The organism is Acinetobacter sp. YH12239 (genome assembly GCF_013417635.1).
Taxonomy (GTDB): domain Bacteria; phylum Pseudomonadota; class Gammaproteobacteria; order Pseudomonadales; family Moraxellaceae; genus Acinetobacter.
Window position 1 is genome coordinate 254,074 of sequence record NZ_VPDP01000003.1, and the last position, 20,378, is coordinate 274,451.

The 20,378-nt window shown below is 38.9% G+C and carries 20 protein-coding genes and 3 tRNA genes; 10 read left to right on the plus strand and 13 right to left on the minus strand.

The genetic code is table 11. From position 1 onward, the window contains the following. Positions 1-23: 23 nt before the first annotated feature. The 7 genes from mtlD to FTV17_RS05400 all read right to left on the minus strand — a co-directional run bounded on the left by mtlD (position 24) and on the right by FTV17_RS05400 (position 7,821). Entirely contained in the window at positions 24-2,171 is a 2,148-nt protein-coding gene (mtlD, locus tag FTV17_RS05370) for a bifunctional mannitol-1-phosphate dehydrogenase/phosphatase (protein ID WP_179998482.1), read from the minus strand. A gap of 210 nt (positions 2,172-2,381) precedes the next feature. Next, positions 2,382-2,756, minus strand: coding sequence for a hypothetical protein (locus tag FTV17_RS05375; protein ID WP_179998483.1), 375 nt, complete (start codon positions 2,754-2,756; stop codon positions 2,382-2,384). A 154-nt stretch (positions 2,757-2,910) separates the two neighbouring features. Further along, positions 2,911-3,831, minus strand: coding sequence for a tyrosine recombinase XerC (locus FTV17_RS05380; RefSeq protein ID WP_179998484.1), 921 nt, complete (start codon positions 3,829-3,831; stop codon positions 2,911-2,913). Positions 3,832-3,943: 112 nt separating this feature from the next. Continuing rightward, positions 3,944-4,786 (minus strand): diaminopimelate epimerase, encoded by an 843-nt coding sequence (dapF, locus tag FTV17_RS05385; protein ID WP_179998485.1) that lies wholly within the window; start codon positions 4,784-4,786, stop codon positions 3,944-3,946. Positions 4,787-4,797: 11 nt separating this feature from the next. Continuing rightward, positions 4,798-6,042 (minus strand): diaminopimelate decarboxylase, encoded by a 1,245-nt coding sequence (lysA, locus tag FTV17_RS05390; protein ID WP_179998486.1) that lies wholly within the window; start codon positions 6,040-6,042, stop codon positions 4,798-4,800. Between the two features lie 47 nt (positions 6,043-6,089). Further along, positions 6,090-6,284, minus strand: coding sequence for a lipoprotein (locus FTV17_RS05395; protein WP_035267033.1), 195 nt, complete (start codon positions 6,282-6,284; stop codon positions 6,090-6,092). A gap of 139 nt (positions 6,285-6,423) precedes the next feature. Further along, positions 6,424-7,821, minus strand: coding sequence for an amino acid permease (locus FTV17_RS05400; RefSeq protein WP_179998487.1), 1,398 nt, complete (start codon positions 7,819-7,821; stop codon positions 6,424-6,426). Between the two features lie 322 nt (positions 7,822-8,143). On the opposite strand from FTV17_RS05400, the gene FTV17_RS05405 reads away from it, so the two are divergent. Next, the gene (locus FTV17_RS05405; protein ID WP_179998488.1) at positions 8,144-9,502 is read left to right on the plus strand and encodes a sodium:alanine symporter family protein; all 1,359 of its coding nucleotides are present in this window, start codon (positions 8,144-8,146) and stop codon (positions 9,500-9,502) included. 55 nt (positions 9,503-9,557) lie between these two features. Here the strand turns inward: FTV17_RS05405 and FTV17_RS05410 are convergent, their stop codons facing one another. Further along, on the minus strand, positions 9,558-9,956 hold the full coding sequence (locus FTV17_RS05410; RefSeq protein ID WP_179998489.1) for a hypothetical protein: 399 nt from the start codon (positions 9,954-9,956) through the stop codon (positions 9,558-9,560). A gap of 187 nt (positions 9,957-10,143) precedes the next feature. Between FTV17_RS05410 and radA the strand changes: the two genes are divergently transcribed. Together radA and FTV17_RS05420 are read left to right on the plus strand one after the other, a co-directional pair. Further along, positions 10,144-11,532: a DNA repair protein RadA gene (gene radA / locus FTV17_RS05415; RefSeq protein ID WP_179998490.1), complete on the plus strand. Its 1,389-nt coding sequence runs from the start codon at positions 10,144-10,146 to the stop codon at positions 11,530-11,532. Between the two features lie 131 nt (positions 11,533-11,663). Further along, positions 11,664-12,653: a Tim44 domain-containing protein gene (locus tag FTV17_RS05420; protein WP_179998491.1), complete on the plus strand. Its 990-nt coding sequence runs from the start codon at positions 11,664-11,666 to the stop codon at positions 12,651-12,653. Positions 12,654-12,888: 235 nt separating this feature from the next. Here FTV17_RS05420 and FTV17_RS05425 read toward each other — a convergent pair whose 3' ends face one another. Beyond that, positions 12,889-14,076, minus strand: a complete 1,188-nt coding sequence (locus tag FTV17_RS05425) for a trypsin-like peptidase domain-containing protein (RefSeq protein WP_179998492.1) — start codon at positions 14,074-14,076, stop codon at positions 12,889-12,891. Positions 14,077-14,245: 169 nt separating this feature from the next. Between FTV17_RS05425 and FTV17_RS05430 the strand changes: the two genes are divergently transcribed. The 7 genes from FTV17_RS05430 (at position 14,246) to FTV17_RS05460 (ending at position 17,202) form a co-directional block, all read left to right on the plus strand. Then, a complete protein-coding gene (locus FTV17_RS05430) occupies positions 14,246-15,004 on the plus strand; it encodes a Nif3-like dinuclear metal center hexameric protein (RefSeq protein WP_179998493.1) in 759 nt (252 codons plus the stop codon). Between the two features lie 161 nt (positions 15,005-15,165). Further along, positions 15,166-15,792 carry a superoxide dismutase gene (locus FTV17_RS05435; protein ID WP_092765960.1) on the plus strand — a complete coding sequence of 209 codons (627 nt, stop codon included), beginning with the start codon at positions 15,166-15,168 and terminating at the stop codon, positions 15,790-15,792. Between the two features lie 153 nt (positions 15,793-15,945). Then, positions 15,946-16,021 (plus strand) — tRNA-Asn (locus FTV17_RS05440). Positions 16,022-16,027: 6 nt separating this feature from the next. Continuing rightward, positions 16,028-16,103: transfer RNA gene (locus tag FTV17_RS05445), tRNA-Asn, on the plus strand. Between the two features lie 96 nt (positions 16,104-16,199). Beyond that, positions 16,200-16,502 (plus strand): hypothetical protein, encoded by a 303-nt coding sequence (locus tag FTV17_RS05450; protein WP_179998494.1) that lies wholly within the window; start codon positions 16,200-16,202, stop codon positions 16,500-16,502. Between the two features lie 106 nt (positions 16,503-16,608). After that, positions 16,609-16,684: transfer RNA gene (locus tag FTV17_RS05455), tRNA-Asn, on the plus strand. 65 nt (positions 16,685-16,749) lie between these two features. Then, on the plus strand, positions 16,750-17,202 hold the full coding sequence (locus FTV17_RS05460; RefSeq protein WP_179998495.1) for a DUF2726 domain-containing protein: 453 nt from the start codon (positions 16,750-16,752) through the stop codon (positions 17,200-17,202). On the opposite strand, the gene FTV17_RS05465 is transcribed toward FTV17_RS05460, so the two are convergent. From FTV17_RS05465 to FTV17_RS05480, 4 genes are all read right to left on the minus strand, one after another. Next, positions 17,203-17,433, minus strand: a complete 231-nt coding sequence (locus FTV17_RS05465) for a hypothetical protein (protein WP_179998496.1) — start codon at positions 17,431-17,433, stop codon at positions 17,203-17,205. It abuts the gene before it with no gap. A 112-nt stretch (positions 17,434-17,545) separates the two neighbouring features. Beyond that, positions 17,546-18,769 (minus strand): S9 family peptidase, encoded by a 1,224-nt coding sequence (locus FTV17_RS05470; protein ID WP_179998497.1) that lies wholly within the window; start codon positions 18,767-18,769, stop codon positions 17,546-17,548. 108 nt (positions 18,770-18,877) lie between these two features. Continuing rightward, positions 18,878-19,756 carry a 4-hydroxybenzoate octaprenyltransferase gene (gene ubiA, locus FTV17_RS05475; RefSeq protein ID WP_179998498.1) on the minus strand — a complete coding sequence of 293 codons (879 nt, stop codon included), beginning with the start codon at positions 19,754-19,756 and terminating at the stop codon, positions 18,878-18,880. A 10-nt stretch (positions 19,757-19,766) separates the two neighbouring features. Continuing rightward, the gene (locus FTV17_RS05480; protein WP_179998499.1) at positions 19,767-20,258 is read right to left on the minus strand and encodes a chorismate lyase; all 492 of its coding nucleotides are present in this window, start codon (positions 20,256-20,258) and stop codon (positions 19,767-19,769) included. Positions 20,259-20,378: the final 120 nt, after the last annotated feature.

Below are 20,378 nucleotides of genomic sequence, written 5' to 3' on the forward strand. Positions count from 1 at the left end.
TAAAAAGTTAAATGTTCAATGCTTTAAGTTTTTTCAACCTCGATTTTTTCATTCAAAATTTTTTCTAAAAGTACATGCTGATCCACTGATTCACTCAATTTAGGATCACAAATTTTGAGTCTTCGTTTCAGCTCTTCCTGTAAATACAATTGATCCTCAAGTTCCAATTCAGTTAGACTAAGTTGCTGAGCAAAATGCCGAATCACACCTTCAAGTCGTTGATTTTTCTTCAATATAACGTATGCATAACCCAATACAAGCCCTTTGAAAATTTCCTGATAAGGCTTACCACGTTGAAAATTGTATGCCAATGAAGATAGTACCCGCTCACCAAAACCTAACTTACGATATGGGTCTCGTGCCACTCGATCACACGGGTCTTTATAAGCCGTCTCACAAGAGTCGATAAAACTCTTCGCCAACAATTCTAAATTTTCTTTTCGATGTGGTAGTAGATCCTTTAATCCAACTTTAACCTCATGGAGTACTGCCAACATAAATTTAGAAATTTGCTCATCAGACAGTGCTATCCCGATCGTTTCATATTGTCGAAAACTTGCAGCCCATGCTGTCATTGCATGCACACCATTCCACATGCGATTTTTGATTAACTGTATCTCTTCAATTTCTTCAACCAGAATCATTTGGCGCATTTTTGCCAATAAAGGACTGTTATTTTCCACATAAAGTGGCATATCTGTTTCGGCATGAAATAAGATCAATTCTAGATTTTGTAGAATATGCGCCGATTTGAATTTTTCGTATAGATCGTCAATATACTGTGTAGCCAATTGTTCTTGTTCAGCATTTAAACGCGTCCCTTCATCCACATCCGTCACGTCTAAATCATGCTCATCCTGCACATGTCTAAAAATGTTGTATTTGATTTTTAACTGTCTAAATAGTTTTTGATCTGTAATTTTCGCTACCATTCGATTGACTACTGTATCGCAAAAATAATGCTGCGACATGATGATATTGACTGTCTTCGCATCCGTAATTTCATGCAAAGCACTACAAATCTGTTGCTCAATTAATGATTTTGCGCCTACTTTGTTTAAAACAATTAAAACTGTTAGAGGATTCAATTGTTCTTCAAAATGGATATAACGCGCATACAACCCTTGAGCAATGGTTTTAGCCTCTTGCTCGATTGCCTTTTCAGGTAAACACAGTGCAATTAAACTTGATTCAATATACATGTGCTGCATCATTTCAATATTTGATGCATCTATGACGTTTATATTGTCTATTCGCTCGTCATGAGAGTGTTGCCCATAACGAATACTGTAACCACCAAAAGTATTCACACTATTTCTATAGAGTGAATTCCGCGTTGAAGCATAGATTTGTTTTGGTCGAGTATATCCATCCCAATGAGACAATACTTGGGCAATATAGCCACCACCTATTGCCCCAAAACCATGTATCCCCACGACATGCTGATTTAAAGTCTGAGGAAAAGAGTCAAATAGAGCAGGCATTTTTAATTTTGGTGTAAATTGATTTAAATCTTCCAGAAAATCATGCATGCTTTCGTAAAAGAAATTTGCTTTTTCGAGCATGGTTGAATTAGGTTCTTTGATATCTTGAAGCAATACCGTTAATCCACCCGCTTCAAACGCCGACATCACTCCATTTTCTGAGTCTTCAAACATTAAACATAAAGTTGGATCAATGTTCAGTTGCTCAGCAGCTTTTAAGAAAATTTCTGGGTGTGGTTTTCCATTATCAACCTCATCGCCGCATACGATAATGTCGAAAAACTTATATACATTGGCATTGATTAAATACTCTTCAGCTATTTCACGTCGACTCGAAGTCGCTACTGCCATTTTCAGATTGGACTTTCTTAAACGTTCAAGAACTTGCATGAGTCCAAATTTAATCGGCACTCCGTATTTTCTTACATGCTCAAGTTCTAGCTGATCTGCTCGCTTTCTAATTTCCGCATACGGTACTTCTTGACCATATTGCTGATTTGCCAGTTTTTCGGCACTACGAGCACTTAAACCCAAACAAGATAATAAATAGGCGTCGGTAAATTCGACTCCAATGAGCTCTAATGATGCTTGCTTCAACGTTTGAAAACGAAGTCGCTCCGTATCAAACATTGTGCCATCCATATCAAAAATGGCGGCATGGATATTATTTTCATGAAATTTAATCATTTACCCCTCTCCAAAAAAAATCAAAATTACTAGACAAGTGTAAAGAATTTGACTGAATCGAATGGGCAGAATAAATATATGAAACAAAATTGATTATTATTTAATCAATATTTTTATCTTTATGTATTGAGTTGTTGGAAACAGGTAAATTTAATTTTCTATAAAGTAACAGAGCTAAAATTATTAGCCCTGTTTTTTAAATCAATTTTTTCAAGCTTGATTGAGCGCCGCCAAGTAATCACGATGGACGTGACTCAATTCAATAATAGGATATTGTTCTAATTCAAAAATTTTCCAAACTTCAATAAAATCTTCTTTTAAATCTACACCTTGATCTGCAATAGATCTTTCTTGCCATTGCTGATCAGAAATCCACAGATAGGTCTTAGATGCTACTGGATCAATCGCTTGGATTTTTCCTTCAGTATTAATACCCTGCACATAGGCATTGTTCGGTAGTGCAGCTTCTATCGTCGGGAGATTGATTTCCACAAAATGTTTCACCTGACGTAAACCATAGCCTGCAAAGATGTCTTTTTGTGCTGAAGAGAGTTGCTGATACTTTTGATCAATATTGTCAATCATGATTTGACCTAACTTATCCTTAAATTAATCCTTAGATTGATAGTGATTATTGAATAAATGTTGAACGCTTAAGTTTTATACTTTCTTATACCTTATAAATGATATTTTAAAAAATGATTTTATACGTTTCTTCAGTCAACTTTGGTCGAAACAATTAATTGTTTTTCTGCGCCCGAGGGTGAGCTTTGTCATAAACTTGTGCCAAACGATCAAAATCTAACTGAGTATAAATTTGTGTCGTAGATAGATTACTATGACCTAGCATTTCTTGAACTGCTCGTAAATCACCACTGTTTGAAAGCAGATGACTAGCAAAACAGTGTCGCAATAAGTGAGGATGTAAATCCACATTTACGCCCGCTCTCTGTGCTTGCAATTTGACTCGATTTTCAATCTGTCGATTGGTCAATCGATTCCCTTTTTTAGTAATAAAAACTGGGGAATCTAACTCAATTTCCCCACACCAGATACGATGGACTTTAAGCCATTCGATTAAACTCGTTTTCGCTTTCAAACCAAAAGGAACAACCCGAGTTTTATTTCCCTTACCTGTAATTCGAAGTAATTGTCGTGTAAAATCGATATCTCGAATATTCAATCCTTGCACTTCGGCTAATCGTAAACCACTTGAATAAAGCAGCTCCAAAATAGCTTTATCCCTTAACCACAAGAGATGATCTTGAGAGGATTCAGGTGCAGATTGATCCAAAATTTGCTGAATCGTTTCGACATCAACCATACCCGGCAAAGGCCTTGGCTGTCTTTTTAACTTAAAATCATGAATGGGATTATTCGATAGATATTTCCCTTCCACAGCCCATTTCATGAATTGACGAATGGCTGTTAAATGACGTTGTAAGCTTGCACTGTTGAGTTGATGTTGTTCAACCTTATAAGCCATATATTCTCGTAAATCAGATGCTTCAACTTGATTTAATTCAATTTTCTTTTCATAACAAAAGTCAATAAAACCAGATACATCACGAAAATACGCCTCAAGCGTATGCTCAGATTGATTTTGAATCTTTCTCTCTTTCAACCACATTGACAGCAATTGCATTGCGCCATATTGCATTTGGCTTTCTCTCTGTTGAATCGATGTCTAGTCATCAATACTCGTGGGCATTCCATCAAATCATAAAGTAAAAAGCCCTGAATTTCAGGGCTTTTTAGTCAGGAAATAAGCTTTATTGAAAATAGCGAAGATCCAGACGACCTTCATAAACCGTTGCAGTTGGACCAGTCATCCAAACTACATCTCCCTCTTTCCATTCAATCAGCAATTTACCGCCGGCAAGTTCGATTTCCACATTGCTAGACAATAAACCACGGCGCATACCTGAGACAGCAGCAGCACATGCACCTGTACCACAAGCCAATGTTTCTCCCACACCACGTTCAAAAACTCGTAATCGAGCATGTTTTTCATCAACGATCTGCATAAATCCAGCATTTACACGCTCAGGAAAACGTTCGTGCGACTCCACTTGCGGGCCGATTTTGGTAACATCAGCAGTTAACACGTCTGGCACAATGGTCACTGCATGCGGATTTCCCATATTAACCACATCGATGCTGATCGTCTCATTGTCCGCTAAAGCTAAATCATATAAAGCAGCAGGCGCTTCTGCTAGAAATGGGATTTGGTTCGGTAAGAACTTCGGATACCCCATGTTCACACGCACCCATCCATTCGCACCCAACTCAGGCTCGACGATCCCCGCCTTTGTTTGCACTTTGAATTTAGTTTTATTGGTTAAATGACGATCATGAACAAATTTGGCAAAACAACGAACCCCATTGCCACATTGCTCAACTTCAGAACCATCCGCATTAAAAATGCGATATTTGAAATCCACGTTCGGATGGTCTGGTGTTTCAACAATTAATAACTGATCAAAACCGATGCCAAAATTACGGTCAGCCAACCGGCGAATCATGACAGGATCTAGATAAGCACGTTGGCTGATTAAATCAACCACCATGAAGTCATTACCTAGACCATGCATTTTAGTAAATTCTAGCAACATCTATTGTCTCCTTAAGGCAATAAGGACTCACGTTCCCACAGAGACTCAATCGTTTCACGTTCACGAATTAAGTGTGCTTGATCACCGTCAACCATCACCTCTGCTGCACGACCTCGGCTGTTGTAATTTGAACTCATCACAAAACCATAAGCACCTGCACCTAAAACGGCCAAATGATCGTTCGCTTGAATCGCAAGTTCACGCTCTTTACCAAGGAAGTCACCTGTTTCACAGATCGCACCAACCACATCCCAAACTTTTTTCTCAGTTTGCGAATTTTGATTAACCTCTTGGATATCCATCCAAGCTTCGTACAAAGAAGGACGAATCAAGTCATTCATTGCTGCATCAACAATTGCAAAATTGCGATGATTGGTTGGTTTTAAAAGATCAACTTTCGTCACCAATACGCCAGCATTCGCCGAAATACTACGCCCTGGCTCCATATACACTTTAAGACCAAGTTTTTCTAATGCAGGACGTAAAGCATTTGCATATTCTTCAATTGTCGGTGGAACTTCATCTTTATAAGTCACACCAAGACCACCACCAATATCAATATGCTTGAGGTTGATCCCTAATTTTTTCAATGCATCAATCATGTTCATGACACGATCAAGCGCATCAACAAAAGGTTGAGTTTCAGTCAATTGTGAACCAATATGACAATCAATTCCTACGATATCTAAGTGACTTAAACTTGCTGCATACTGATAAGTTTCATATACCGAATCAGAAGGAATACCAAATTTATTTTCTTTAAGACCAGTCGAGATATATGGATGTGTTTTGGCATCAACATCTGGATTTACCCGAAGTGAAATTGGAGCTTTTACATCAAGTTCTGCTGCAACTTGTTGAATACGGTCAAGCTCTGCATATGATTCCACATTAAAACAGGCAATACCCACTTCTAATGCTTGACGAATGTCAGCTTCAGACTTGCCCAAACCAGAGAAGACTATTTTAGAAGCGTCACCACCTGCGCGTAAAACACGTGCTAATTCACCACCAGTCACGATATCAAAACCGCAACCAAGTTTCGCCAACACATTTAGAACAGCGATATTTGAGTTTGACTTCACTGCAAAACAAATTTGGTGATCGATAAAATTAAAAGCACGATCCATATCCAAATAATGTTTTTCAAAAGTTGCTTTTGAATAAACATAAAGTGGTGTACCAAATTGCTGAGCAAGTTGATCCAATGAACATTGTTCTGCGTGCAAAACCCCTTGAATGCGAGGGAAACTCATGGATGTATCCTTTCTAAATTGCGCTGGAGAAAAAAAATAAATGAATATTAATCTTGAGTAGGTACAGCATCTGCTTTAGGTTCAGCTTGATCCTGACTTGGGCGATCACTGTTTTTATAAATTAAATATTGTGCTCGCTTGTCATAGTTTGGATCACTGGGTAATTGTAATGCACCAGTCTGACCACATCCAGCCAAGATTGAAACAACGGCTGCACTGATAACTCCGATCAAAATACGCATACCTACACCTATCAGTAAAATTTATAGAAGTATACCTTGATCATCTAATTCACCAAAGTATTTAACGCAACAGAAATAAAAAAACGCCAGTTTTTACTGACGTTTCTTTTGACCTAAATTGCAAATCATTTATAAGTTTTTATTTTTTCTTATAAAAACCAAAATAACCAATGATCAGAATAACAAACCAAATCGGGCTCACCATCAATGCACGGCGAGTATCATCTTCTAAAGCCAATACTCCAATCATGCCAATAAAGAATATAGCAACAATCGCACATGTCACCAATCCACCTGGTAGTTTAAATTTCGATTTGGCATGAAGTTCTGGGCGTGTTTTGTAATACACCACATAACTCCAAATAATCATCAACCATACACAAATAAATAAAATGGTGGAAAGTGTTGTCGCTAAAGTAAATGCTTCCACCGTATTCGGTACGAAGTATTGCAGTGCTGCCCCTAGTAACAAACATACTGCTGAGAAATACAAGGCATTCGCTGGCACAGCTCGCTTATTCAGTCTTCCAAAAGCTTCAGGTGCTTGAGTTTCGCGCGATAAGCCAAACAGCATGCGACTGGTTGAGAATACGCCACTGTTCATCGATGACATCACTGAAGACAATACAACCAAATTCATAATAATAGCAGCGGCTGCAATACCTGCTTGACTAAACAAGTTTACAAATGGGGAAATATTCGGATCAATCATATTCCATGGTGTAACCGACATCACCACCAGCAACGACAAAACATAGAAAATAATGATTCGAATAGGAATCGAGTTGACAGCTTTCGGCAAGTTTGTTTCAGGATCTTTAGTTTCAGCTGCCGTTGTACCCACCAGTTCTACACCCACAAAAGCAAAAATTGCGATTTGGAAGCCTGCCAAGAAACCGATTGCACCTGTTGGGAAGATCCCGCCGTGTGACCAAATATTACTGAATGCTGCGATTTCACCTGATGTAGAAGTAAAACCTGTAAATATCATCCAAAAGCCAACGCCAATTAAAACCACAATTGCGATAATCTTGATTAAAGCAAACCAGAATTCTAATTCACCAAACAGTTTCACCGTAACAAGATTCAATCCCATGATAAATACGATTGCAGCGATGCTAATCATTACCCCTTCTTCAGGGCTAAAAGGCATCCCATTATTGAAGAACTGAAGGTAATAAATGATCGCCGATAAATCTGCAATACCAATGGTGATCCAACACAGCCAATAGGTCCAGCCCACAAAGTAACCTGCCCATGGTCCAATTAAATCCGTTGCGAAATCAATAAAAGACTTATATTGCAAATTTGAAAGCAACAATTCGCCTAGTGCTCGCATCACTAAAAAAACCATGAAACCGATGATCATGTAAATTACAAGGATTGAAGGACCAGCTAGGCTAATTGTTTTCCCAGAGCCCATGAACAAACCTGTTCCAATTGCGCCTCCAATTGCAATTAACTGCAAATGTCGATTGGATAGACTTCGTTGTAATTCACCATTTTGCTGAGGCGAATTTATATTTTGATCTGACATTTTCAAATTCACCAAATATATTAATCGGCACAACTTAACTGAAAAAAATCAGATTTCAAAAAGAAAATTAGCACGATCAATATTTTCTAATTAGTTTAAAGTATTAATTCATTTTTCTTATATATCACCAGAATGATCATTTATTCATCATATTTATTTATCTTATTTTGAGTAAAATATTGAAAATCTTGTTGTTATATGTAAAAAATATAAGTGCAAAAAATAATCAAAAGGAATGATGTGTTTGATCGCACAAAAGTATGGCATATCCCTTGCTTGATCATGCATGTAAAAAACAATCAGGAAAATAAGAAGGTAATTTATGCAAGAAATACAATCAATCATGGAAACACTCAGTGGCTTAGTCTGGGGACCGTATATGCTGGTGCTGATTGTTGGGACAGGTGTTTTCTTAACATTCCGTCTACTTTTTTGGCAATTCAGGATGCTTCCATTAGCATTTAAACAAGTGTTTGGGAAACACCCCGATAAAAAAGACTCGGGAGATATCTCACAGTTTGCCTCACTCATGACTGCACTTTCAGCCACGATTGGTACAGGTAACATCGCAGGGGTAGCGACAGCTTGTGTGCTGGGTGGTCCAGGTGCTGTCTTCTGGATGTGGATGACTGCATTTTTTGGCATGGCAACCAAATATGGTGAAGGTGTTTTGGCGGTCAAATATCGTGTAAAAAATGAAAAAGGTGAAATGTCTGGTGGTCCAATGTACTACATTGAACGAGGACTTGGTGCAAAATGGAAGTGGCTCGCTGTCCTCTTCGCATTATTTGGTACATTGGCATCCTTTGGTATTGGTAGCTCAGTTCAATCAAACACAGTGGCATTAGCAGTAGAAAATAGTTTGGGTATAAGCACGCTCACCACTGCCATCATTATTACGATTTTATCTGCTTTGGTGATTTTAGGTGGCATCAAATCTATTTCCAAAGCATCCTCAATTATTGTTCCTGTCATGGCCTTGGGTTATATCATCGGCGGCTTAATTATTATTTTGAATAATTTAGAATTGGTATTACCAGCTCTTAAAATGATTATCACCTATGCTTTTACAGGCGAGGCAGCAGCAGGTGGCGCGATTGGTGCAGCGATTCGTTACGGTGTTGCCCGTGGTGTATTCTCAAACGAAGCAGGTATGGGTTCAGCGCCCATTGCAGCGGCAGCAGCAAAAACTGATCACCCTGCCCGTCAAGGCCTAGTTTCAATGACAGGTACATTCATTGATACGATTATTGTGTGCTCAATTACGGGTATTGTTCTTGTTATGGGTTTCATCATGGCAGGACAAACATTTGGTGATCAAACTGGGGCTGTTCTGACCATTAGTGTTTTTGACAAATTACTACCAGGATTTGGGGGCTGGGTTGTTACGTTCGGAATCATCTTTTTTGCTTATTCAACTATTTTAGGTTGGAGTTATTACGGTGAAAAATGTTGCACCTATTTACTGGGTGAAAAGTCAGTATTTATCTATCGTCTCATTTATATTGCTTCGGTATTTGTAGGCTGTGTCGTCACACTTGATTTAGTTTGGCTCTTCGCAGACACCTTCAATGGTTTAATGGCAGCACCAAACTTAATTGCCTTATTGTTACTTTCTGGAGTCATTGCAAAAGAATCTAAAGATTTTATTGAACGACGAAAATCTGGTGAGCTTTATTAAACAAATTAATAGAATCAAACCAAAAAAAGCCTCATTGATGAGGCTTTTTTTCTTTTCACGAAAATTTCTGATCGTTCAAATTTTGTTTTTCCTCTTGATCCTTTGCAATTTCTTCTGCAACCTCCAAGCTCAACACAAAAAATAAAACATGTTCAATTTTCATATTACCCTGTTCATCTTCAAGATAATTTTTAACCAGCTGATACTGCTTATTTTGCTCATCAAAAGGAATATCTAGATATAGGTCACCCAGATAGCTGTCAATTTCATCCTCACCAGACAAACCTAGACATGGCTCAAATTCAATTTCATGTTGTTCAAGCCATGTAATAACATGATCTCGAATACTTTCTTCCTCATTCTGATCATCCGTGTAATTCTCAAAATGAATAAACAGCACATCACGCTGTATTTCGCGTGCGATGGCATCAATATGTTGGGCGTACAAACGCATATCAAATAACTCAGTCGATTCTTGATATGAGTATAAATCAATTCATGATCGCTTTAATTCAATATCTCGTTAAAGCACACGTCATGACTTGTCTTATTGTTTTAAAATTTGATCAATATTTTTTTGTTTTCGTGACCTTTACTCAGTATGCTCAGCATATAGAAAATCAAAAAACCTATATCAAGTTATGGCTAAAGCAAAAAGTGTATATCGCTGTGAACAATGTGGCGCAGATCATCCTAAATGGGCAGGTCAATGCTCAGAATGCGGAGAATGGAACAGTTTAGTTGAAGTCACCATTGCCCCTGCGATTACGCATCGTGCAAATCCAAAAATTGCAGGTGGTTATGCTGGTCAAGCAGCATCAATCACTACATTGAATCAAGTTTCAGTTTCTCACGAAACACGTTTAGCAACAGGGATTGGAGAATTTGATCGCGTTTTAGGCGGAGGGCTTGTTACTGGTTCAGTTGTACTGATCGGTGGTGACCCTGGTATTGGTAAATCAACAATTCTTTTGCAGACGGCAACCCATATGGCTGCCGCGAAAAGTTCCGCCCTATATGTCACTGGTGAGGAATCTTTATCTCAAGTTGCATTACGTGCCAATCGTTTGGATCTTCCAACTGATCAATTAAAAGTGATGGCTGAGACGTGCGTAGAGCGTATTTGCGAAGTATTAGCGCATGAACGACCTGCTGTCGCGATCTTAGACTCGATTCAAACTTTATACACTGAAACTTTACAGTCTGCGCCAGGCGGCGTTTCTCAAATTCGAGAATCTGCAGCCCTTCTGACACGTTTTGCGAAGAACAGCGGAACAGCTTTATTTATTGTGGGTCATGTGACCAAAGAAGGTGCTTTAGCTGGCCCTCGTGTTTTAGAACACATGGTCGATTGCGTACTTTATTTTGAAGGTCAATCTGATTCACGTTATCGAATGATTCGAGCTGTTAAAAATCGTTTTGGTGCAGTCAATGAACTCGGTGTTTTTGGGATGACCGATAAAGGGCTTAGAGAGGTTGCCAACCCCTCAGCCATCTTTCTTAGCCGATATGATGAAGCGATTCCTGGTTCTATCGTCATGATTAGTCGAGAAGGCACACGTCCACTCTTAGTTGAAGTGCAAGCCCTAGTAGATGACGCGCATGGTCAACCTCGCCGTGTTGCATTGGGTCTTGAGCAAAACCGTTTGAATATGCTACTCGCCGTCATGCACCGACATGGTGGTGTTCAAACTTCTGGTCAAGACGTATATGTGAATGTTGTTGGTGGCTTAAAAATTACTGAAACAGGTTCAGATCTCGCCGTCTTATTGGCTTGTGCTTCAAGTTTGAGAGCAAAAGCACTCCCTCAGCAATTGGCTGTATTTGGCGAAGTGGGTTTATCGGGAGAGATTCGTCCCGTACCTAACGGGCAGGAACGTTTAAAGGAAGCAATTAAGCACGGGTTTAAATATATTATAGTGCCTAGAGCAAATGCACCGCAAAAGGATATTTCTGGTGTTCGAATTATCGCCGTTGCCCGTCTACATGAAGCTTTAACTGAAGCGATGAGCTTAGCGGATGAACATTAATTCAGCTGATCAATTTATTTAACTATACACTGTGTATGAATACTGAAAAAAATTGAGGTTTAAGTTGAAATTTAAGCCAAAAGACTGCATAAATACAGTGTGAAATTAACTTTTTTAAATAGGAATTTTAGATGGAAGTTCGACAGCGTAGTTTAGTTGCGGGTATTTTAATGGCGACACTCATGGTAGCGCCTTTTGCAGAAGCAAAACGTGCTGGTGGTGGTAAAAGCCATGGTATGAGCCGTTCTGCTGCTCCAACCCAATCATATCAGCAACCACGTCAAGCTACTCCTGCCCAACAACCTGCTGCTCCAGCGACTGCACCTCAAAAGTCTGGTCCTGGTGTTGGTGGTATGGTCGCTGCTGGTGTTGCTGGTGCTGCAATTGGTGCAGTCGCAGCAAATGCTTTAGCAGATGATGATACTGTTCCAGCGAGTCAAGCAGAAGTTGCTGCACAACCTGAGGAAGAAGGTGGTATCCCAAGTTGGGTTTGGTTGTTGATTATTGCTGCTGCTGCGTTCTTCATCTTCCGTAAATTCGGAGCAAAAAAAAAATTAGCGGCTAACAACCCATATGCACCAAACAGTTCAGGTCCTCAATCTGCACCGTTTGGTCAAACTGCTGCACCTCGCCCTTCAGTGTCTAATGATAATACCAATATTTTTGGTCAATCTGTGGGCGGTGGTACAGCTGCATCTCAAGCACCACAAGCTCCTTTTGGTGCAGCAACAATGTCTAGTGGAAGTCAGCTACCTGACGGAACTGAACCAGCTGCTTTCTTACGCATTGCACGCCAACGCTTCAACCATATTCAATCGATGAATACGGCAAGTAATATTGCTGAGATTCAACGTTATTTGACGCCTGATCTTTATCAATCGATGTATAACGATATCATGGCTAACCAAGATCAAGACGTAGCTGAGTTTTCAAATCTGAATGCTATGGTTGTTGATTCTGCGACTGAAAATGGTCAATACGTTGTCAGCGTTCGTTTCACGGGTACGGTAAGTGAAGACTTAAACAGCCTTCCACAACCTTTTGCTGAAGTTTGGCATTTCGTTAAACCAGCAGGTTCTAGTCAAGATTGGTTGGTTGCGGGTATTCAACAAGAAAGCTAATTTTTTCCCTTAAAAAGCCAGTGAACCACTGGCTTTTTTTTGTTTCGCACACTGTTTAATCCTTGTTGAGTGGATTCATTTCTGTATTTATTAAAACCCTATCTAACCATCAATAAGGGATGCATGACCGTATTTAATTATTAAATAGCAGATTTATTCAGATTCATTCAAAGGTATGAAACAATATAGAATCTAAGAATTATAAAAAAGCCCCATATTACTGGGGCTTGTTAATTTAACGACGAGGTAATGGAATATACTGGCTATTACGATCGCTGGTTTCAGCTGGTCGTTCACCAATAACCACTTCAGTATTGATGCTCTTACCTTCACGTAAAATCTCAATTTTTGCAGAGGTATTCGGTGATTGCATTGCAACATAATTAATCAATTGTGATGGATTATTGATCTCCTGATCATTTACTTTCATGATCCGATCACCGACTTTAACCTTAGCTTTATCTGCAGGACCAGACTCATAGACGCTGCTCACAATTACCCCCTTCTCACGAGGTTGTAATACATCGAGTTGCGTTGGATTCGCCAAACCAATACCTAGCCACCCACGAATCACTCTGCCTTCTTTTAATATTGAATTCAGAACTTGCTGACAGACTTTAGCAGGAATAGCAAAACCAATTCCTAAAGACCCACCCGATTGCGAGAATATTGCGGTATTAATCCCAATCAAATTACCCGCAACATCAATGAGTGCTCCTCCAGAATTTCCTGGATTAATAGCAGCATCGGTTTGAATAAAATCTTCATAGAAATTTATACCCAATCCCGAACGTTCTGTCGCAGAAATGATCCCTTGCGTGACTGTTTGCCCCACGCCAAATGGATTACCAATTGCGAGTACAACATCTCCAACCTCGTTTCCACTCAGTTTGAAAGGAAGCACTGGTAGTTTGTCCATTTCGATTTTAATGACTGCTAAATCAGTGTCAGGATCTGTTCCAATCACTTTGGCTTCTGCTCGACGACCATCATACAACGCCACAATAATCTGATCAGCCTGTGCAATCACATGATTATTAGTCAGAATATAACCATCAGGTCGAACAATCACCCCTGAACCCAAACTATTTTCATTTGGTCCTTGTCCAAAACGTTCTGGTAATTGACCACCAAAAAATTCTCTAAAAACAGGATCATTTAGAATCGGATGATCAATTTTTTTAACAGTTTGTGTTGTAAAAATATTGACGACTGCAGGTGCTGCAACCTTTACCGCAGCATTGTATGAAACCACTCCCCCAGAACGTGTCGTATCCACCAAAGGTTCTACTTTTTCAGCCGGCATTTTATATCCATCAGCTGCTATTTGAGGCTTTGGTTGATTTAGCTTTTGCCACGTGACAAAACTAATAATTACAATGATGAGTAACACCCATGGTAACCATGTAAAGGACCGGCGCACTTTAATATCCTCTGAGAATTTTAATTTATTGATGAGAAAAGTATTTATGACAGCATATTGTAATCAAAAAAAATTTATATACCTAAAATTGTGAAAATAGTTTTGTTCGGCTTTAGTTAATATTAAAAATATGCTTTGATCTTTATATTTTCACAGACTTAAGAACATTATGGTAAAGCTAAACGACATTATCCAATGGTGTGATCTGACCCTAAAAGCCAATGAATTTAAAGATTACGCTCCTAATGGTCTGCAAATCGAAGGCAAAACAGAAGTAAAGCGAATTGTTTGTGCTGTATCGGCTTCTCAATCAGCCATTGATGCTGCAATCGAGCTGCAAGCTGATGTTTTATTGGTTCACCATGGCTATTTTTGGAAAGGTGAGCCATCTCCGATTACAGGAATGCGTGGCAAACGAATTAAATCACTCATTCAACATGATATTTCATTATTAGCTTATCATTTACCTCTAGATAGCCACCCTAGCTTGGGAAATAATGCAGCGATAGCAGATTTACTTCATCTTGATCAACTTGAAGCACTTGATCCGAATGAACGTCATCCCATTGGAAATATCGGCTATTTAAAAAATGCAATGACACCAGATGAGTTCAAAGCTTTTGTGTCACAACAACTTAATTATGATCCGATACATTTGATGGCTGATAAACCACGTATTCAAAAAGTTGGATTTTGTACTGGCGGTGCTCAAGACTTTATCACTAAAGCTGCCGAACAAAATTGCGATGCTTATATTTCAGGTGAAGTCAGTGAGCGTACCTTTTATCAAGCTGTAGAATTAGATGTGCATTATTACGCATGTGGACATCATGCGACTGAACGTTATGGTGTTCAACGACTAGGTCAAGCAATTTGTGAACAATTTGGTCTTGAATATCATTACGTTGAACTCAATAATCCTATTTAAATTGATTTAACCACGCGTTTTAAATTGGAGTGAGCTTATACGTATTAATTCACGCTTTATTCTGTATTCTTATTTATAAGTAATGCGCAAAATATGGTGAGAATCTATTACAATAAGTGCACTTCGATGTAAAACCCAGCACAATGCAAGGAACTTAAAACATGACAACGATTACTTTACCAGCTCTTCCGTACGGTTACGAAGATCTTGCTCCACACATCAGCAAAGAAACTTTAGAATACCACCACGACAAACACCACAATACTTACGTTGTTAATCTAAACAACCTTATTGCAGGTACTGATCTTGAAGGTAAAACGCTTGAAGAAATCATCAAAGCTTCTGCTGGTGATGCTTCTAAAGCAGGTATCTTCAACAACGCAGCACAAGTTTGGAACCACACATTCTACTGGAATTGTATGGCTAAAAACGGTGGTGGTAAAGCGACTGGTGCTTTAGCTGCTAAAATTGACGAAGCTTTCGGTTCTTACGAAAAATTTGCTGAAGAATTTGCTGCTGCTGCTACAACTCAATTCGGTTCAGGTTGGGCTTGGTTAGTTGCTGATGAAGTAAATGGTAAACTTTCTATCATGAAAACTTCAAATGCTGATACTCCACTTGCTCATGGTAAAGTAGCTGTATTAACGATCGATGTTTGGGAACATGCTTACTACATCGACTTCCGCAACGCTCGTCCTAAGTATATTTCTACTTTCTTAGAAAGCTTAGTGAACTGGGATTACGCTAATGCGAAATATGCTGGTCAAGAAGCTGGCGTAGAAAAATAAGCTTTAACCGTCTTATTAGGTTTAAAAAACCATCCTTTTAGGATGGTTTTTTTATTATTTACATCAATTTGAGTATTAATAAATCAAACTATTCATTTCTTTACAATAATTGGTTGACGACTAGTAATTTCAACCCTAAAATGCGCATCAGATTCTCCAATAGCTCAGTCGGTAGAGCGACGGACTGTTAATCCGCAGGTCCCTGGTTCGAGCCCAGGTTGGAGAGCCAATCTAATCTCCCATAGCTCAGTCGGTAGAGCGACGGACTGTTAATCCGCAGGTCCCTGGTTCGAGCCCAGGTGGGAGAGCCAAGATTCTAAAAACCCAAGCATAATGACTTGGGTTTTTTTATGCCTAAATTTTTGATTTGCTATAGAATTATTCTAATTTTATAAAAAAGTCTAAAAATGAATACACCTTGGCTTAAATCACTGATTTTCTGGTCTCTACTTGTTGGCAGTCTCATTTTTATATTTCAATGCACTCAGAAATCTGAACATAATAAAGTAGCCCCTGCACTTATGTATGAACGTTTGTATCACTGCACTTCAGAATTATCCTCTGAACACGCACTCCTGATCAAAAAAATTCAAAACGAGGTACATGTGGAATCATCACAACAAACCATGATGGAACTTATGAGTTTATGTCGTAAAGCGAATCCACTGAAAAGCAAAGCAGAGTATGTCCATTTATTAAAAAAGCTATAGATCGTTTCACTTAGATTAAATTTAAATCAGTTGATTCATATTTCTAATATTTTTCAATGTTAAGGCTTGACCTCTCTTCATTTGACTCATAGAATGCGTACCAGATTCTCCAATAGCTCAGTCGGTAGAGCGACGGACTGTTAATCCGCAGGTCCCTGGTTCGAGCCCAGGTTGGAGAGCCAAGATTCTAAAAACCCACTCAATCGAGTGGGTTTTTTCTTATATGTGCTTTTATTTACGAATTCCTGTGTTTCAATCCAGTCAAATTACTTTCTTAATTATTGGTGTTATTGCAACCCTTGCCCTGCTCACCATTATCTTTCAACAATTATTTAAAAAGCCACAACGCTTTTACCCCAAACGCATTATTACCGCATTTGAAAGTAAAATGTTTTTTAGATTAAAAGAGAGTTTTCCGCAATACCATGTGCTTGCTCAAGTCGCTTTTAGCGCTTTAATCACAAACCCCAGTCTAAAGATTCGAGCTAAATTTAATCGAAAAGTGACTGACTTTGTCTTACTGGATGATCAGCTTAAAGTTATCGCCATTATCGAACTCGATGATCCAAGTCATCTTGGTAAGGAACAAGAAGATGCTGAACGCGATCAAATGTTTTATGAAGCAGGATATCGAGTATTTCGCTATAACGATATCCCAAGTGTTCAAAGTCTCAAAAAAGACATTCTTACTAAAAAATAATTAGTTCAAAGGCTCTGCTACAGACGAAGCATTCTGCTCAAATTGCTCTTGTTTTTCTCTAGCTTCAATTCGCGCGGCTTGTTCTGCACGTAAACGATCGTACTCTGCTTTGTTCTTTGCATCACTCTTTACTGCAAAAAAAGCAATCGCAATGATAAGCAACGGGATAAGGGGGCCTAGACTTGCCAATAAAATAAATTTAGTGGTGAATTTCTTTTTTGATGAAGTCATCGACAAAACCTGAGTCATTGAGTCCGAGGCAATATAACAGAATAAAGTCATAGAAAAAACTTTAGCTTTAAGGGTCAACTAGGATGCAACACCCTAGCTGACATAGTCACGTTTAGCGCACCGATAAATACGATTTAATAAAATCAACAACCTCATCATTTTTCTCAACAATCGCTTGTGTATGCGATGCTCCTGCCACAATATCTAATACAACTGGAGGTTGAGTCCCCAATCCATTTAACTGATGTACTAATTGTTGTGTTACTTGATATGGGACAGCGGTGTCATTTTCACCTTGAACCACATAAACCGGTTTCATGAGTTTTTGAGTTCCAGGCTGATTATTACTTAAAAAACTACTCACCACTGGATCATTTTCAAAGCCAACCTTTAACCCAGGATAGTCCATTACTTTTTGTGTTGAATTTGATTCCAAATAAGTCTTAATGTCTTTTTTAAACTCATCAATTAATGGCATCAAGCATAGGCCATTTTCACCAGTCGACCCCTCAGCTTTCTCTGCCACAGCTTGAGACCTAGATTGGAATATCGTTGCTAATGAAAATCTAGGTTCATATGCTTTAATCCCTACACCTGTATAAGCAGCATAAGCTAATAGCTCTGAATAAATAGCGATTGCCAAATCTCTATTTTGAATTTCTATCGCTGAAATGGCATTTGGTGCGACTTGGGTAATAATGTAACCCAAACTGGATGCTGGAGCAGTTGCTACAGCCCCTTTGTAATACGGATCATTATTGGCATATTGTGCAATTCCTAATGATGCATGTCCACCTTGGGATTGGCCGACAGACATCCAAGATTTATTTAATTGTGATGGATATGCTTGGTGAACTGACTTTATTGCATGAATCGCAGATTGTGCAGCACTAGATAGATGAAGATAAGGATGAATCCCTTTAACTCCCAAACCTTCATAATCAGGGGCTACAATGACATAACCTTCTTTAAGAAGACTGTTCGCTAAAATTTCAAAATTCGAATTAAGTACATTATTGCTTGGTGCACATTCGTCTCCAACACCAGTTGTTCCATGTGCCCATACCACCACTGGCCATCCTGCTGCTGGCTGAGCAGTCTTAGGAAACATGACCATTGCTGTAGCCTCAGTTTTCTGACCCAGAACATTCGGCATTAAATAAGTCATAATTTGGATTTTGGAAGCTTGCTCTAAACTATCTTTTTGATAGGCTTTCTCAGCAACAAACACTTTTTCTTGAAAAATATTTTTATCATCATCACTATTACAAGCCGTTAACAGTAATGCTGCCGTACAGCACATTGCGATAACCGTTTTTTTAATCACATACTTCATAATTCTTTCCCTTCATTATTATCACTCTCCATGAGTACTTTTAATTAAACATAAAAAAAAGCATCCGACTAGGATGCTTAATAACTTTATTTGTACTTAATATTCAGTTTATATCAACGCAATAAAAATACCCATAAAGATCATCACCCCTACCCATCGGTTATGTCTAAATGCCCAGAAGCACCATTGCGGATCTTTATCACGCGTTTTGGTCCATTGATAGATGAAATCACCTACCACGAGCACTAATGCGATTAATCCATAAGGGACAAGTATGTGTTCAAGCCATAGTGCAGTACCAATTAAAATAACACTCATCGCCTGCAATAAACTGATAATTTTAATATCATTTTTTCCAAACAAAATGGCCGTCGACTTAACCCCAATCTTTAAATCATATTCGCGATCCGTAATTGCATATTGAGTATCATAAGCTACAGTCCAAGCCAAATTACCGAAATAAAGTAGCCAACACGTCCAATCCAAAGGCTTCCCCATTGCAGTAAATGACATCGGTATACCCCATGAGAATGCCATCCCCAGTACCACTTGAGGTAAATGCGTATAGCGCTTCATAAATGGATAGATGAAAGCAAGTACCAGCCCAATTAAGGCACAATAAAAAGTTTCAATAGGCAGGAAGAACAATGTACAAGCACTTGCCGCAACCAGTGCGATAAACACCCAAACTGCTTCTTTTGCAGAAATCACACCTGTGGCTAATGGACGATTTTTGGTTCTTTCTACGTGTGCATCCACTTTACGATCAGCAAAATCATTAATGGCACATCCCGCTGCACGCATAAATATAGTGCCACATACGATGGCAAGCAGTGTCACTACATCAGGTATTCCACCAGCTGCAATCCACAGCGCCCATAAGGTGGGCCACAGGACTAGCTCAGTACCAATTGGCTTATCGAAACGACATAAATAGTAGTAAGCGCTTAAACGCTCGCGCCAGGTGATTGCTTGTGCGGTTGCCATAAAGTCTAGCTCAATGAGTTTTTATAAAACGTTCAAATGCTGGTAAAAATGTTTCTTGGACAATAAATTTACAGCCATGCCAAGTATAACAGCTCTGTCTAGTCCATCCATCCTCAAGTAAGATCACGCGACGTTGGCATTGCGGTTCTGTGCGTTGGAACAGGAATCGACCTATGGGCTGATTTCCAATATGTTGAAAGAGACGGGCTTTTTTTTGAAGGCTAGTAATTGGGAAAATAGATTTCGCTTTTACCCACGGTTCACACTCAGAACCAAATAAATGAGTCTCTCTCACCCAAGAAGTATGCTGATGTGATACACCCATCCAGCTAGCATCATTAAAGTTTAAACGTTGAAATCGCTCTTGGATTCGTTGGACTTTAAATATTCCATCAGCTAAATCTGTCAGTTGTTGGGTAAGTGAGCCTGAGGCGTACAACCATTTTTTTAACTCAGGACACATTAATTTTTCCTGATGATTAAATTGACGGCTTTCAAGCATATTTCAGACTACCATTATTTTATACTCTCAAGTGTACCCAAGCTTTAGAACTAATGCACCAAACCTATGGTTTAGTTTAAGGCATCACACTCACACATTTCATACTGCACTCCCCCAAAA